Source organism: Bradyrhizobium sp. USDA 4510, assembly GCF_054059095.1.
Map to the genome: position 1 here is coordinate 4,456,246 of NZ_JBSSBT010000001.1, position 13,949 is coordinate 4,470,194.

Sequence of the window (13,949 nt, forward strand, 5' to 3'; positions counted from 1 at the left end):
GTCCTGCCCGTGTCTTGAGCGCGCCAGAGCCTGCCGATACACCATTTTGGTGTCGCGAGCACTGCATTGTCGGCATGTAGCCATCCGCAGACGGCCTATGTACGACGCACCGGGGCAGCCCCGGGGGGAACCAGCTGCGAGAATCGGGCGATTGCCGCCACGCGAAATTGTGAAGATGACCGACACCCATTTGCCTCAGCGTCAGCGGTATTTTGCCGCGACGAGGAGGAAAACATGCGGACGATCACGACGGTCGGGCTGCTGCTGACGCTGCTTGCGGCCGCGATGCCGCCGGTCGGCGCGCGCGGCGGCCACGGCCATGGCGGCGGGCACGCGATGCACGGCATGCACTTGGGCGGCGCCACTGGCGCCGGCAGTTTTGCCGACGACAAGCGCCACGGCAACGACCCCTACACCAAGGCGGCCTCCGACGAAGAGGACCGCCTGCTCAACAGCAAGCTGAAGAGCATCTGCCGCGGCTGCTAGGACGACGTCCAGCGAAGCCGCGCCAGGATCGCGCGGCCCATGATCCAGTCCTTGTCGCTTTCGCTGAGGAACGGAAGCTCCTCGGTGAATTGCGTCACGCGCTGCCGGTAAGTGGCCCGGGCGAATGAGTTGGTTAGATCGGTCCCCCAGTGGCAGCGCTCCGGGCCGTAGGCGTCGAACAGGCGGTGGATGTGCGGGATCACGTCGCGGAATGGATATCGCTCAGTCGAAATCAGCGGGACCGACGACAACTTCACCGATACATTCGCATATTTTGCGAGCGCGGCCGCCTGGACGATAGCCTCCGGCACCATGTTGTTTTCCGATGAGCCGGGACGAGGGCGAAGTCCCGCGCCGACGCCCATGTGATCGATGATGAGCGTAAGTTGCGGGTGCCGCTCGGCGATGCGGGCGAACAGCGACGTCTGCCCCTCAGTGAGAAACATCACCGGCAGGCGGGCCTTCTCCGCCGCCGGCCAGAACCAGTCCGCGGTTCCGTCTGTCAGCCACGCCGCTTCGCCGGGGCCGACGTTCAACCTCACGCCCAGTACGCCGGGCTGGTCGCGCCAAGTCGCAAGCCGTGCCGCGCGGTCGGGCTTGTCGAGGGCGACACGCGCCATGATGGCGAAGCGGCCCGGGTACCGTCTGACTGCCTCCTGGGCATAATCGATGCGCTCACCTTCAAGCGACACTGGCGGAACGATGACAACGCGATCGATGCCAGCCTCGTCCATCAGTGGAATGACACGCTCGATGGTGAAGGGCTCCGGGAGCTGCGGCTTGGCACCGGGGAGCCAGGGTCTCTCCGGAGTGCTTGCCGGCCACAGGTGAACCTGCGAATCGACGATCACTCGTTTTTGCTGCGCGACTGCTACAGTGGCGCGTTGCATTGACAGCGCGACACCGGTCGCGACGGCGCCGGTCAGAAGATGACGGCGTGAAGGCATGTAATGTCCTTCCTGTTCTATGGCTTTGGTCACGACATGATGGTGATCGGCACGGCGCGCCTCAGCAGGGGTAACCGCAAACTGGCTCGCAATATTGAAGATCACATCAGGAAATTGCGGCCGTAGAAATAGGGCTCACGGTCAATTTGCGCCGCAACAATCTTGAATCGCGCATTTCTCGGCTGGGCCCTGGCGCGGCGACCTACGACGCGATCGCCTGCCGCGGCTGCGCGGTGGCGCCGATCAGCTTGCCGATCTCGGGCTTGCAGCCGCCGCAATTGGTGCCGGCCTTCAGACAGCGGCCGATCGCATCGACGCTGTCGGCGCCCTTTTTGATCTCGGCGGTGATCTGGTGCCGTCCGACGCTGAAACAGGAGCAGACGATCGGGCCGACATCCTCGCCCGCGCCGAACGGCCTTCCCGCGAGCAGCGACATCCGCGCATTGGCCGACAATTGCTGCTCGGCGAACAGCCCGGTCAGCCAGGCCCGCGACGGCAGCGCGTGATCGGGCGCGATGAACACGCAGCCCTCGAGCCGGCCGTCGCGCACCGCCGCGTAGCGGAAGCGTCCCGCCGCCGGATCGCGATAGGCGATCCACTCGATCTCGACACCTTCGAGGCCGAGCTGCGCCCTCGCCCAGTCGCGCCAGCTCTCCGGGCGAGTGTCGAGCGCGAGCTCCAGCCGCGTGCAATCGCCGGCCTTGCCATAGACCCAATAGCCGCTTGCCGGACGCCTGATCGCGTCGCGGCTCAGGATGAAGGCGTGCCATTTCGGCGTATAGGGATCGGCCTTGACCGGCGTGTGCTTGGACTCCGGCTGGCCGGACACTGGATCTGTCGCCGGATTGACCAGCGCGTTGACGCGCCCCTCGCCGGCGAACTCCGCGTTCCAGTGCATCGGCACGAACACGCAGCCGCGGCGCTGGTCGGCGCTGACCACGACGCGCGCGATCATCTCGCCCCAGCTGCTGGTCAGCCGCACCAATCCCTCGTTTTGCAGGCCGGCCTGCCGCGCATCCTCCGGGTGAAACTCGGCATAGGGCTCGAACACATGTGCCAGCAGCCGGCCGGTCTTGCCGGTCCGGGTCATGGTGTGCCACTGATCGCGCACACGGCCGGTGTTGAGCACCAGCGGAAAGTCGCGGCTGGTCGCGTGGCGCGCCGCGCGCGGCGCCACCGGCACGAAGCGCGCCTTGCGGTCGGGCGTGAAGAATTGCTGGCTCTCGAACATCCGCGGTGTGCCGGCCGGATGGTCTGACGTCACCGGCCACTGCACCGGCGCCAGCGCGTCATAGGCGGTATCGTCCAGCGCCGCCAGCGCCGAGATGTCGAAATCGCGCCGGCCGCTATTCTCGAAACCCGACAGTTCGGCGTGCTCGCGGAACACCTCGGCCACCGAGGCATAGTCGAAGCCGGAATATCCCATGCGACTGGCGACGTCGCAGATGATGCTCCAGTCGGCGCGCGCCTCGCCCGGCGCTGCGAGAAACGGCCGCTGCCGCGAGATCCGGCGCTCGGAATTGGTGACGGTGCCGTCCTTCTCGCCCCACGCCAGCGCCGGCAGCAGCACGTCGGCATGGCGCGTGGTGTCGGTGTCGCGCATGCAATCCGTCACCACGACGAGCTCGCAGGCGTCGAGCGCGGCGCGCGCGCGATCGGCATCCGGCAGGCTCACCACCGGATTGGTCGAGATGATCCACACCGCCTTGATGCGGCCGTCGGCGATCGCGTCGAACATGTCGACCGCTTTCAGCCCGGCCTTCTCCGCGATCACTGGCGCACGCCAGAACCGCTGCACCAGCTCGCGATGCGCGGGATTCTCGATCTCCATATGCGCGGCGAGCTGGTTGGCGAGCCCGCCGACCTCGCGGCCGCCCATCGCGTTGGGCTGGCCGGTCAGCGAGAACGGCCCCATGCCGGGACGGCCGATGCGTCCAGTCAAGAGATGGCAATTGATGATGGCGTTGACCTTGTCGACGCCGCTCGACGACTGGTTGATGCCTTGCGAATACAGCGTGACGACGCGCTCGGTGCGCGTGAACCAGTCGAAGAACAGCCCGACCGCGCCTTCGGTCAGGCCGCAGGTCGCCGCGGTCTGCGCCACGGTCTGGCCGCCGACCTGCTTCAGCGCGTCGACCACACCCGTCGTGCAATTGCCGACAAAGCCGCGGTCGACCGCGTTGCTGCCGGCGAGAAAGGCGAACAGGCCGTTGAACAGCACGGAATCGCTGCCCGAGCGCAGCGGCAGATGCAGATCGGCGCCCTCGCAGGTCGCGGTGCTGCGCGGATCGATCACCACGATCTTGCAGGCCGGATTCTTCTCCTTCGCCGCCAGCATGCGCTGGTGCAGGATCGGATGGCACCAGGCGGCGTTGGAGCCCACCAGCACGAGTAAGTCCGCCTGCTCGAGATCCTCATAGCAGCCCGGCACGGTGTCGCTGCCGAACGCGCGCTTGTGCCCCGCGACGCTGGAGGCCATGCACAGCCGCGAATTGGTGTCGATATTGGCGGTGCCGACGAAGCCCTTGGCGAGCTTGTTGATGACGTAATAGTCCTCGGTCAGCAGCTGGCCGGAAACATAGAACGCGACCGCGTCGGGCCCGTGCTCGCGTATGATCCTGCTAAAGCCATCGGCGACGCGATCGAGCGCGTCGTCCCATGACGCCGGCGCGCCGTCCACCATCGGCTCGAGCAGACGCCCCTCGAGATCGATGGTCTCGGCGAGCGCCGAGCCCTTGCTGCAGAGCCGGCCGAAATTGGCCGGATGCTGCCTGTCGCCCTCGACGGTGACGGCACCGGCCGCGTCCTTCGACGCGATGACGCCACAGCCGACACCGCAATAGGGACACGTGGTCTTGACGGACATTGCCTGACCGCTCAGCTCACCGCGGCCGGCTGCCGCACCGACAGCCAGACAACGCCGTTCTCGACCTTGGCCGGATGGGTATGGGTGCAGCCTTCGTCGGGCGCGACGGCCTGCCCGCTCGCCAGTTCGATGACGAAGTTATGCAGCGGACAGGTCACGCGCTTGTTGTGCACGATGCCCTGCGACAGCGGCCCGCCCTTGTGCGGGCAGCGGTCGTCGAGCGCGAACACCTCGTCGCTCTCGGTCCGGAACACTGCGATGTTGCCGCCCGGCGTGCGCACCACGCGCGAGCCGAGCCGCGGAATGTCGGTCAATGCGCCGATTTCGATCCACTGAGTCATGCGAGCTCCAATTCGGCGAGAGGCGCGAACTCGTTGCGGTCGACGCCGCGGCTGGCACGCTCGGCCCACGGATCGGTCTGCGCGAACTGCTGCGAATAGGCAAAGCGAGCGAACAGCGCCTTGCGGTTCGCAACGTCGTCGACCACCCGCTTCCTGATCTGCTCGAGACCAACGCGGTCACACCATTTGTACATGCGCTCCAGATACCAGCCCTCCTCGCGGTAGAGCTGGGTCAGCGCCACGATCACCTCGAGGCATTCGTCCTCGGTCTCGACCTTGGTCAGGAACTCGGTGCCCTTGATGTGCAGTCCGGCGGCACCGGCGAAATGGATCTCGTAACCGGAATCGACGCAGACCACGCCGACGTCCTTGCAGGTCGCTTCCGCGCAGTTGCGCGGGCAGCCGGAGACGCCGAGCTTGACCTTGGCCGGCGTCCACGAGCCCCACATGAACTTCTCGAGCTTGACGCCGAGGCCGGTGGAATCCTGGGTGCCGAAGCGACACCATTCGGAGCCGACGCAGGTCTTCACCGTGCGCAGGCCCTTGGCGTAGGCGTGGCCCGACACCATGCCGGCGTCGTTGAGGTCGGCCCACACCGCCGGCAGGTCCTCCTTCTTGACGCCGAGCAGGTCGATGCGCTGGCCGCCGGTGACCTTCACCGTCGGGATGTTGAACTTCTCGGCGACGTCGGCGATCGCGCGCAGCTCGCTCGGCGTCGTGACGCCGCCCCACATCCGCGGCACGACCGAATAGGTGCCGTCCTTCTGGATGTTGGCGTGGACGCGCTCGTTGATGAAGCGCGACTGCTGATCGTCGCGATATTCGCCGGGCCAGGTCGCGAGCAGATAGTAATTCAGCGCCGGACGGCAGGAGTGACAGCCGTTCAGGGTCTTCCACTCCATGAAGCGCATGACCGCGGGAATGGTCTTGAGCTGCTGCTCGACGATCACGCGGCGAACATCGTCGTGGCTGTGATCGGTACATTTGCACAGCGGCTTGACCTTCGGCGCCGCCGAATAGTCGCCGCCGAGCGTGAACGCCAGCACCTGCTCGACAAGGCCGGTGCAGGACCCGCAGGACGACGATGCCTTGGTATGGGCGCGGACGTCGTCGAGCGTGAACAGCTTCTTCTCGCTGATCGCCTTGACGATGGCGCCCTTGCAGACGCCGTTGCAGCCGCAGATCTCGGTCTCGTCGCTCATCGCGGCAACCGAGCTCTGGCCGCTGACGCCGCCATCGCCGAGATTGGCGGCGCCGAACACCAGGCGCTCGCGCATATGCGAGACGTCGGTGCCGTCGCGCAGGTGCTGGAAGTACCAGGGGCCGTCGATGGTGTCGCCATAGAGCACGGCGCCGACGATCTTCTTGTCCTTCAGGATGATGCGCTTGTAGACGCCGCGGTTGGCGTCCTGCAGCACGATCTCCTCCTTGTCCGGCCCCGGCGCGAAGTCGCCGGCCGAGAACAGGTCGATGCCGGTGACCTTCAGCTTGGTCGAGGTGACCGAGCCGTCATAGGTGGCGAAACCCTTCATCGCGAGGTGGTTGGCGCAGACCTTGGCCTGGTCGAACAGCGGCGCGACGAGACCGTAGGTCTGGCGGCGGTGCTGCACGCACTCGCCGACCGCGTAGATGCGGCCGTCATAGGTCTGCATGGTGTCGGAAACGACGATGCCGCGCTCGCAGTAGAGCCCGGCCTTCTTGGCGAGCTCGAAATTCGGACGGATGCCGACCGCCATCACCACCAGATCGGCCGGCAGCTCGGTGCCGTCGCCGAAGCGCACGCCGGTGACGCGGTCCTCGCCCAGGATGGCCTGGGTCTGCGCCGGCATCTTGAACACCATGCCGCGCTCTTCCAGCGACTTGCGCAACAGGCCGCCGGCCACTGGATCGAGCTGACGCTCCATCAGCGTGTCGAGCAGATGCACGACCGTGACGTTCATGCCGCGCTTCATCAGCCCATTGGCGGCCTCGAGGCCCAACAGGCCGCCGCCGATCACCACCGCGTTGCGATAGTCGGTCGAGGCCTTGATCATGCGATCAACGTCATAGATGTCGCGGAAGCCGATCACGCCTGGCAGTTCCTTGCCCGGCAGCGGCAGCATGATCGGGTTTGAGCCCGTCGCGATCAGCAGGCGGTCATAGGGCACGCGCTCGCCGGCTTCGGTGACGACCTCGCAGGTGCGACGGTCGATCATGGTGATCGTCTCGCCCTTGCGCAGCGTGATGTTGTTGTCCTCGTACCAGTCGACGGTGTTGAGCATGATGTCGTCGACGGTCTTCTCGCCGGCGAGCACCGGCGACAGCAGGATGCGGTTGTAATTGCCGTAGGGCTCGGAGCCGAACACCGTGATGTCGTAGAGATCGGGCGCGCGCTCCAGCAGCGCCTCGACCGTCCGGATGCCGGCCATCCCGTTGCCGATCACCACGAGCTTCTGCTTGGTCACTTTGTCGAGCATGGTCTGCCTTTCAATTCCGACGGCGCTGCGCAGCGACGCGGCGTGCGTCGTTGATGGGCACCGATAAAGGTTTGGAGTTGTAGGAAGCCCAGCCGCGGGCGCAGACCGTCTTCGATGACGACCGATGTTCCGTTGTTGATTGATATTCAAAACGCGTGCCAACTCGCGGCGGGCAAATCCGGCCGCAAAATCAAGAGGTTTCCGGCCGATCAAAATCCACCGGTCCGCGCGCCGCGCCGACAGCCGGCCGAAATTTTAGCCACGCCGATGATCTCTTGTGCACAGCATCGCCGGCCGCGATGGCGATCGCGAAATCGCATTTGATGCGCGATCGCACGGACTTGGCGCATCGCACAAAAAAACACCAGCGTGCGCGTTTGCGCGGCGGCACTTGCCGCAAGCCATGCCACGCGCGGCGGCGGAACGCTGTTCGCGATTGCGCGGCAACGTCTTGCGACTGCACGGCAAAGCGACGGACGTGATCGATGGCACGGTAATTGCTGACCGCAGCTGTTGACGGAGTGCGTCTCAACGACGAGCGCACTCCCATTCACCAACATTCCATTTGTCTGCGCCTGAGATGGCCGCGCTTTCGCGGCTGCCTCCGCCGCATCAACGCGAGATGCTTGCGATGAAGCTAGCCGAGTTCAAGAAGGCAGGTCACTGGCCGACACTGCTTGCCGCGTTCCTGTACTTCGACATCAGTTTCATGGCGTGGGTCGCGCTCGGACCGCTGATCGTCTACATCGCGCGAGACATGAATCTGGCCGTGAACGAGAAGTTCACCCTGGTCGCCATTCCCGTGCTGGCCGGCGCGCTGCTGCGCGTGCCGATGGGCATTCTCGCCGACATCATCGGCGCCAAGCGTACCGGCATCATCGCCCAGCTCGTCGTGATCGCCGCGACTGCTGCGGTGTGGCACTTCGGGCTGACCAGCAAGCTCGCGATCGAGCTGTTCGGGCTTGCGCTCGGCGTCGGCGGCGCCTCGTTCGCCGTCGCCCTGCCCCAGGCGAGCCGCTGGTATCCGCCGCAATATCAGGGCGTGGTGATGGGGATTGCCGGTGCCGGCAATATGGGCGTCGTGCTCGACACACTGCTCGCGCCGACCATTGCCGAGCATTGGGGCTGGCAGGCCGTGTTCGGCTGCCTGCTTATTCCGATGCTGATGGTGCTCGCCTATTACGCGGTCGCAGCCAAGGACGCGCCGGGCGAGCGCAAGAAGGTCTCGCTGCAGGCCTACGGCGCACTGCTGAAGGATTCCGACAGCCGCTGGTTCATGTTCTTCTACTTCATCACCTTCGGCGGCTTCGTCGGCCTCGCCAACGCGCTGCCGCTCTATTTCACCGTGCAGTATCATGTCTCCGGCGTCGCGGCGGGCATGCTGGTCGCGCTGATCGTCGCGTTCGGCTCGGGATTCCGTCCCGTCGGCGGCATGATCGCCGACCGGATCGGCGGCATCCGTTCGCTGTCGATCCTGTTCGGTGTCGTGGTCGCGGCCTATCTCGTCATTGCCTTCATGCCGGAGGGCCCGACGGCGCCGACGCAGGCCGGCTGGGCGTTGACGGAACTGCCGCGCATCGCCTGGATCTCGGTGCTGCTGTTCTCGATCGGCGTGCTGGCGCTCGGCATGGGCAACGGCGCGGTGTTCCAGCTAATCCCGCTGCGCTTCCGTCACGAGATCGGCCTGATGACCGGGCTGGTTGGCTGCGCCGGCGGCGTGGGCGGCTTCTTCCTCGCCCAGACGCTCGGCGCCGCCAAGGGCATGACCGGCGGCTTCGGCGCCGGCTTCCTGTTCTTCGGCGGGCTGGCGTTGCTTGGCTTCATCGGACTTGCCATGGTCAAGGTTCGCTGGCGCACCACTTGGGGCGCGGTATCGGGAGCGCGCGTCTGAGGACTCCGCTCCGCAACGTGACGGGGCCCGGACGTGGCGAACGGTTCGCAACGGGACTTGGGGGTGCGCGTCGGCTTTGCCAGCGAGACCGGCAAGCGCGCCGCCAATGAGGATTATGTCGCGGCCTGCTTAGGCCAGCCGGGCACGCTGCATCGCGATGTGGTCGCCGCGGTCGCCGACGGCGTCGGCGGCCACAAGGGCGGGCGCGAGGCCGCGGAGGTTGCGGTCCGCAGCTTCATCGACGCCTATTATTCGTTGCCCGAGACGCTCGGTGTCCGCCGCCGCGCCGCGCGGGCGCTGGAAGCCGCCAACAGCTGGATCTACGGCCAGGGCCGCGTCGATGCCGCGCGCAGCGGCATGGCCTGCGCGTTCTCCTCGATCATCCTGTCACGGCGACAATGCCATGTGATCCATATCGGCGACACCCGTGCCTATCGCCTGAGCGACGGCCGCCTGGAACGCCTGACGCAGGACCATATCGCCGGCCGCGGTGACCTCGCCCACATGCTGAGCCGCGCCATCGGTTTCGAGGAGTTCGCCCGCTTCGACTACACGTCCCTCGGGCTCCGGCAACATGATCGCCTGCTGATCTGCAGCGACGGGGTTCACGGCGCGCTCGGCGATTTGCGCCTCCAGCAATTGCTGGAGGAACGCACGCCGCCTGACGAGTCCGCGCGCAGCATCGTCGACGCCGCCCTCGCGGCCGGCAGCAGCGACAACACGACCGCACTGGTGCTCGACGTCGTCGACCTGCCGCCGGCGGACCGCGACGATCTCACCCACGCGATCGCGACGCTGCCGATCCTCGATTTGCCGGTGACCGGCGATACGATCGACGATTTCAGCCTCGGCGACGTCTTGTCCGACGGGCGCTACAGCCGCCTGTTCAAGGCGATCGACAAGCGCGCCGGCCGCGAAGTGGTGCTGAAGTTTCCACATCCGCGGGTCGCGAGCGAAGGCTCCTACCGCCTCGCCTTCGTGCGCGAGGCCTGGGTCGCCGCGCGTGTGCGCAGCCTCTGGATCGGCGAAATCATCGAGGTGCCGGCGGAGCGGCAGACCAGGCTCTATTCGGCGATGCCGCTCTACGAGGGCGAAACACTGGAGCAGCGGCTTGGCCGCGCGCCGCGGCTGTCGCTCACCGACGGCATCGCGATCGCAACCAAGCTGGTGCGCGCGGTCACCGCGCTGCACCGCGCGGGCATCATCCATCGCGACATCAAGCCGGACAACGTGATCTTGCTGAAGGACGGCGGGTTGCGCCTTGTCGACCTCGGCGTCGCGCGGGTGCCGCTGCTGGAGGATTTTCCCGCCGAGGACATTCCGGGCACCGCGAGCTACATGGCGCCCGAACTGTTCGGCGGCAAGGCCGGTGACGAGGCCTCCGACCTGTTCGCGCTCGGCGTCACGGTCTATCGCATGTTCACCGCGAACTATCCGTTCGGCGAGATCGAACCGTTCTCGCGGCCTCGCTTCGGCAAGCCGGCGCCGCTATCGCGCTACCGGCCGGACCTGCCGGCCTGGCTCGACGCGGTGATCGGCAAGGCGCTCAGCGTCGACCCCGCGCAACGTTTTGGCGACGCCATCGAGTTCGCGCACGAACTGGAAAACGGCGCGACCTGGGCCGGCCCCGCCGTCACCACCCGCAAATCGCTGCACGACCGCGATCCCGTGACCTTCTGGAAGGTGCTATGCGCGATCCTGGCCCTGATCGTCGTGGTGCTGCTGGCGCGGCATTAGACTAGCTCCGTCATGCCCGGCCTTGTGCCGGGCATCCACGTCTTCGCTGCAATCGCGTAAGAAAAGACGTGGATGGCCGGGACAAGCCCGGCCATGACGAAAAGAAAGAGAGTCATTTTAGATCAGTTAGGCAGCTGAAATTTGGCTATTTCAGTTTGCAGCTCAGGGCCCGGCGCGGCGGATCGTGATGCGGGTCTCGTCGGTCATGTCCTTGAGCTCCTTGTTCGGCTCGCGGTAGAGATGGCGCTCGATCTCGACCTTGCGGCCGTCGATCGTCTTGGTGCATTTCTCGTCGACAAATACGCCGCCGACCTCCTGCTTGTCGGCGCCCGGCTGTGCCTTGGAACAGGTCCAGCCGTCCTCGCCATAGCGCGACCTCGCCTGCAGGCCGAGCAGGAAGGCCTTCTTGCGCAGATAGAGCCGCGCCTTCGGATCGGTCTCGATCATCAGCGCCGCGATCTTGGCGTCCTTGTCGATCATGACGGTGAGGATCGCGGGATGGCCGCCGACCATGGTGCCTTCCCGCCCACTCTCGCGATCGTACTCGAAGCGGATGCCGCGCAGCTGGTCCGGTCCGGCCTGGCAAGCCTGCCATTGCGCCCAGTCAGCCAATCTGTGGGTCTTCTCGCCGACGCAAGTCAGGTTGATGTAGCCCGCGTCCGGCACGCTGCTGATCGCCATTCCGACGCTGATGTCGCGCAGGTCTCCCGCGGTCGCCATCGCCGGCACCGCTGCCGTGACGGTGACAGCGAAGACCAAGCCACGGATTGCCGATCTTTGCTTGCTCATGGCTTTGCCTTCTCGCTCTGGCCGGACGGCGCGGCGGCGTGGCCGGCCTCCTTGTAGACGTTGCAGACCCGCGAGCCATCGCCGAAGAACGCGATGCATTCATCGTAGGTCGGCTCGCCCTTGCCCTTGACGCGGGCAAGCACGTAATCGGCGACGGCTTCGATTTCGTTCGGCCGCAGGAACACATTCGCTTCGGGCGGCATGCGGTCCGCGACGTCCTGCCGGGTCATCTCGTAGCATTTCGTGGTGTCGTAGGAGCCGCGCACGAAGAACGGCATGCCGGTGCCCGGCCGGCCGCACGTCACGGTCTCGATGATCTGCTCGCGGGTCAGCTCGGTCTTGCGCAGCGACAGCGCGTCGCCGCCATAGCCGCCGCCGCCATTGCCGTGCCATTTGTGGCAGCCGACGCAATTGCCGCGCTTGAACACCGCCTTGCCCGCATCGGTCGGATCGCTCGCCGACTGCGCTTGCGCGGTACCGATAAATCCCATCACCAGCGCGCAGCCGAGCCACGCGCCAACCAGCGATATTTTTTTCATTCGTCTTGTTTCTTGTCTTTCTCGGCCAAATCGACGCGGGAGGCCTCGGTGAGAGGCCTCCCGCGCTGCGACGTCAAAGGGCGAACACGTAGAGCATCGAGCCTGGCTGCATCCGCTTCAGCTCAGGCGTGGCATCGATGAACCACTTGTCCCAGGCACCGCCGAGGCCGACCAGGATCGCGACATACTGCTTGCCGTCCACCGAGAACGTCATCGGAGGCGCATTGACGCCGCCGCCGGTGTTGAACTGCCAGAGCTGCTGCAGCGATTTCGCGTCATAGGCGATCACCTCGCCGGACGGCTGTCCGGAGAACACGAGGTCGGGCGTCGCCAGGATGCCGCCGAGGTTCGGGAATTCGGTCTCCGCCTTCCCTGCCACCTTGCCGGTGGTGACGTCGATTGCGGTGACGCTGCCGGTGATCTTGACCGGCTGGCTCGGTCCGCCGCCCGTGAAGAACTCGCGCTTCTTCAACTTGTCCGGCGTCGTCTCCTCGACCGTAATCCGGTTGCAGCTCTCGATCACCGGGATGTACCAGAGCTTCAGGTTCGGATTATACGCGGTCGGCGGCCAGTTCTTGCCGCCCATGTTGCCGGGGCAGATGTCCGTCACCTTGTTGGTGCGGCTTGGCGTCACCGCAGCGTTGTAGCGCTGCACGCCCTGCTTCGGATCATACTCCACCGGCTTGCCGGATTCGGGGTCGAGACCCTTGGTCCAGGTCACCTTCTTGACAAACGGCAGACCCCAGATGAACTTGCCGCTGTTGCGGTCGATCGCATAGGCAAAGCCGTTGCGGTCGGCCTCGAGCGCGAGCTTCTGCGTCGTGTTGTTCGGACCGGGGACGTCGACCAGCACGTTCTCCGCCACGCTGTCATAATCGTAGGGATCGTTCGGCGTGTGCTGGTAGTGCCACTTGATCTTGCCGGTGTCGGCATCGAGACCAAGCGAGGAGTCGGTGTAGAGGTTGTCGCCGGGCCGATACTCGTTGTCCCAGTCCGGTCCGGGATTGCCGACGCCCCAGACGATGGTGTTGGTCGAGGGGTCGAAGCTGCCGGTGACCCAGGTCGATCCGCCGCCGCTCGCCTTGGCGTCCTTGTCGTCCTTCCAGGTCTCGTGACCCGCCTCGTCCTTGCCCGGGATCGTGTGGGTGCGCCACACTTCCTTCTGGCTCTTCAGGTCGGTCGCCGCGATCCAGCCGCGAATGCCGTATTCGGCGCCGGCCACGCCCGTGATCGCCATGTCCTTGACGATCAGCGGTGCGCCGGTGATCACCTCGCCCTTGTCGGGATCGGCGACCTGGCGCTGCCAGGCGACCTGCCCGGTCTCCTTGTTGGTCGCGATCAGGCGGCCATCGAGCGTGTGCGAGACGACGAGGTTGCCCCACAATGCGACGCCGCGGTTGTCGACGCCGCAGCAGGCGACTGCGCCGGCCCAGTCATGGTCGGTCTTCGGATCCATCTTCCAGAGCAGCACGCCTTTGCCGCCATGCGCATCGATCTTGTAGACCGAACCCCAGCCGTCGGTGACGTACATGAAGCCGTTCTCGACGATCGGCGTCCCCTCCAAGCCGCCATGCGACCAGATTCCGCCGCCCTCGACGCCGCCGAGATGCATGGTCCAGGCGACCTTGAGGTTCTTGACGTTGTCCTTGTTGATATCGGCCAGCGACGAGAAGCGCGTCGCCGAATAGTTCTTGTGGTGGTGCAGCCAGTTGCCTGCTTCCTTGTCAGCATTGAGCAGACGGTCCTGGCCGACATCGTCGGCGAGCGCGAAAGAGCTTGCGAAGGTCGCTGCGGATGCTACTGCCGCGGCGAGCATATGTGACTTTACCCAATTCAACCTTGTCATGAGTTCATTTCCTCCGGATCTAGCATTCTTCATTGATCGAACCGCCCGTCA

General features: G+C 65.7%; 11 protein-coding genes. 3 read left to right on the forward strand and 8 right to left on the reverse strand.

Going from position 1 to position 13,949, the window contains the following annotated elements; genetic code table 11:
- Window positions 1-234: 234 nt before the first annotated feature.
- The gene (locus ACVMDN_RS20585; RefSeq protein ID WP_076831419.1) at window positions 235-486 is read left to right on the forward strand and encodes a hypothetical protein; all 252 of its coding nucleotides are present in this window, start codon (window positions 235-237) and stop codon (window positions 484-486) included.
- On the opposite strand, the gene ACVMDN_RS20590 is transcribed toward ACVMDN_RS20585, so the two are convergent.
- From ACVMDN_RS20590 to ACVMDN_RS20610, 5 genes are all read right to left on the reverse strand, one after another.
- Window positions 483-1,538, reverse strand: a complete 1,056-nt coding sequence (locus tag ACVMDN_RS20590; protein WP_244558918.1) for an amidohydrolase family protein — start codon at window positions 1,536-1,538, stop codon at window positions 483-485. The genes ACVMDN_RS20585 and ACVMDN_RS20590 overlap by 4 nt on opposite strands.
- Before the next feature lie 97 nt (window positions 1,539-1,635).
- A complete protein-coding gene (locus ACVMDN_RS20595) occupies window positions 1,636-4,299 on the reverse strand; it encodes a nitrate reductase (protein WP_076831423.1) in 2,664 nt (887 codons plus the stop codon).
- Window positions 4,300-4,310: 11 nt separating this feature from the next.
- Window positions 4,311-4,640: a nitrite reductase small subunit NirD gene (gene nirD, locus ACVMDN_RS20600; RefSeq protein ID WP_076831426.1), complete on the reverse strand. Its 330-nt coding sequence runs from the start codon at window positions 4,638-4,640 to the stop codon at window positions 4,311-4,313.
- Complete coding sequence (gene nirB / locus ACVMDN_RS20605; protein WP_076831429.1) at window positions 4,637-7,096, reverse strand: nitrite reductase large subunit NirB; 2,460 nt, start codon at window positions 7,094-7,096, stop codon at window positions 4,637-4,639. The genes nirD and nirB overlap by 4 nt, the downstream gene beginning before the upstream one ends.
- Before the next feature lie 190 nt (window positions 7,097-7,286).
- Entirely contained in the window at window positions 7,287-7,646 is a 360-nt protein-coding gene (locus ACVMDN_RS20610) for a hypothetical protein (RefSeq protein ID WP_143271120.1), read from the reverse strand.
- An 81-nt stretch (window positions 7,647-7,727) separates the two neighbouring features.
- Between ACVMDN_RS20610 and ACVMDN_RS20615 the strand changes: the two genes are divergently transcribed.
- Complete coding sequence (locus ACVMDN_RS20615; RefSeq protein ID WP_076831717.1) at window positions 7,728-8,987, forward strand: MFS transporter; 1,260 nt, start codon at window positions 7,728-7,730, stop codon at window positions 8,985-8,987.
- Between the two features lie 63 nt (window positions 8,988-9,050).
- Window positions 9,051-10,724 (forward strand): bifunctional protein-serine/threonine kinase/phosphatase, encoded by a 1,674-nt coding sequence (locus ACVMDN_RS20620; protein WP_194295395.1) that lies wholly within the window; start codon window positions 9,051-9,053, stop codon window positions 10,722-10,724.
- Between the two features lie 162 nt (window positions 10,725-10,886).
- Here ACVMDN_RS20620 and ACVMDN_RS20625 read toward each other — a convergent pair whose 3' ends face one another.
- The 3 genes from ACVMDN_RS20625 to ACVMDN_RS20635 form a co-directional block, all read right to left on the reverse strand.
- Window positions 10,887-11,513 carry a hypothetical protein gene (locus tag ACVMDN_RS20625; RefSeq protein WP_076831437.1) on the reverse strand — a complete coding sequence of 209 codons (627 nt, stop codon included), beginning with the start codon at window positions 11,511-11,513 and terminating at the stop codon, window positions 10,887-10,889.
- Window positions 11,510-12,052, reverse strand: a complete 543-nt coding sequence (locus ACVMDN_RS20630) for a c-type cytochrome (protein WP_456835030.1) — start codon at window positions 12,050-12,052, stop codon at window positions 11,510-11,512. The genes ACVMDN_RS20625 and ACVMDN_RS20630 overlap by 4 nt, the downstream gene beginning before the upstream one ends.
- Before the next feature lie 73 nt (window positions 12,053-12,125).
- On the reverse strand, window positions 12,126-13,898 hold the full coding sequence (locus ACVMDN_RS20635) for a PQQ-dependent dehydrogenase, methanol/ethanol family (RefSeq protein WP_233475559.1): 1,773 nt from the start codon (window positions 13,896-13,898) through the stop codon (window positions 12,126-12,128).
- Between the last annotated feature and the right edge of the window lie 51 nt (window positions 13,899-13,949).

Excerpts from the sequence above, each read along its gene's own strand:
- ACVMDN_RS20585 (WP_076831419.1), top strand. The coding sequence starts at position 235 with ATGCGGACGATCACGACGGTCGGGCTGCTGCTGACGCTGCTTGCGGCC.
- ACVMDN_RS20595 (WP_076831423.1), bottom strand. The coding sequence starts at position 4,299 with ATGTCCGTCAAGACCACGTGTCCCTATTGCGGTGTCGGCTGTGGCGTC.
- nirD (WP_076831426.1), bottom strand. The coding sequence starts at position 4,640 with ATGACTCAGTGGATCGAAATCGGCGCATTGACCGACATTCCGCGGCTC.
- nirB (WP_076831429.1), bottom strand. The coding sequence starts at position 7,096 with ATGCTCGACAAAGTGACCAAGCAGAAGCTCGTGGTGATCGGCAACGGG.
- ACVMDN_RS20610 (WP_143271120.1), bottom strand. The coding sequence starts at position 7,646 with ATGGGAGTGCGCTCGTCGTTGAGACGCACTCCGTCAACAGCTGCGGTC.
- ACVMDN_RS20615 (WP_076831717.1), top strand. The coding sequence starts at position 7,728 with ATGAAGCTAGCCGAGTTCAAGAAGGCAGGTCACTGGCCGACACTGCTT.
- ACVMDN_RS20625 (WP_076831437.1), bottom strand. The coding sequence starts at position 11,513 with ATGAGCAAGCAAAGATCGGCAATCCGTGGCTTGGTCTTCGCTGTCACC.
- ACVMDN_RS20630 (WP_456835030.1), bottom strand. The coding sequence starts at position 12,052 with ATGAAAAAAATATCGCTGGTTGGCGCGTGGCTCGGCTGCGCGCTGGTG.
- ACVMDN_RS20635 (WP_233475559.1), bottom strand. The coding sequence starts at position 13,898 with ATGACAAGGTTGAATTGGGTAAAGTCACATATGCTCGCCGCGGCAGTA.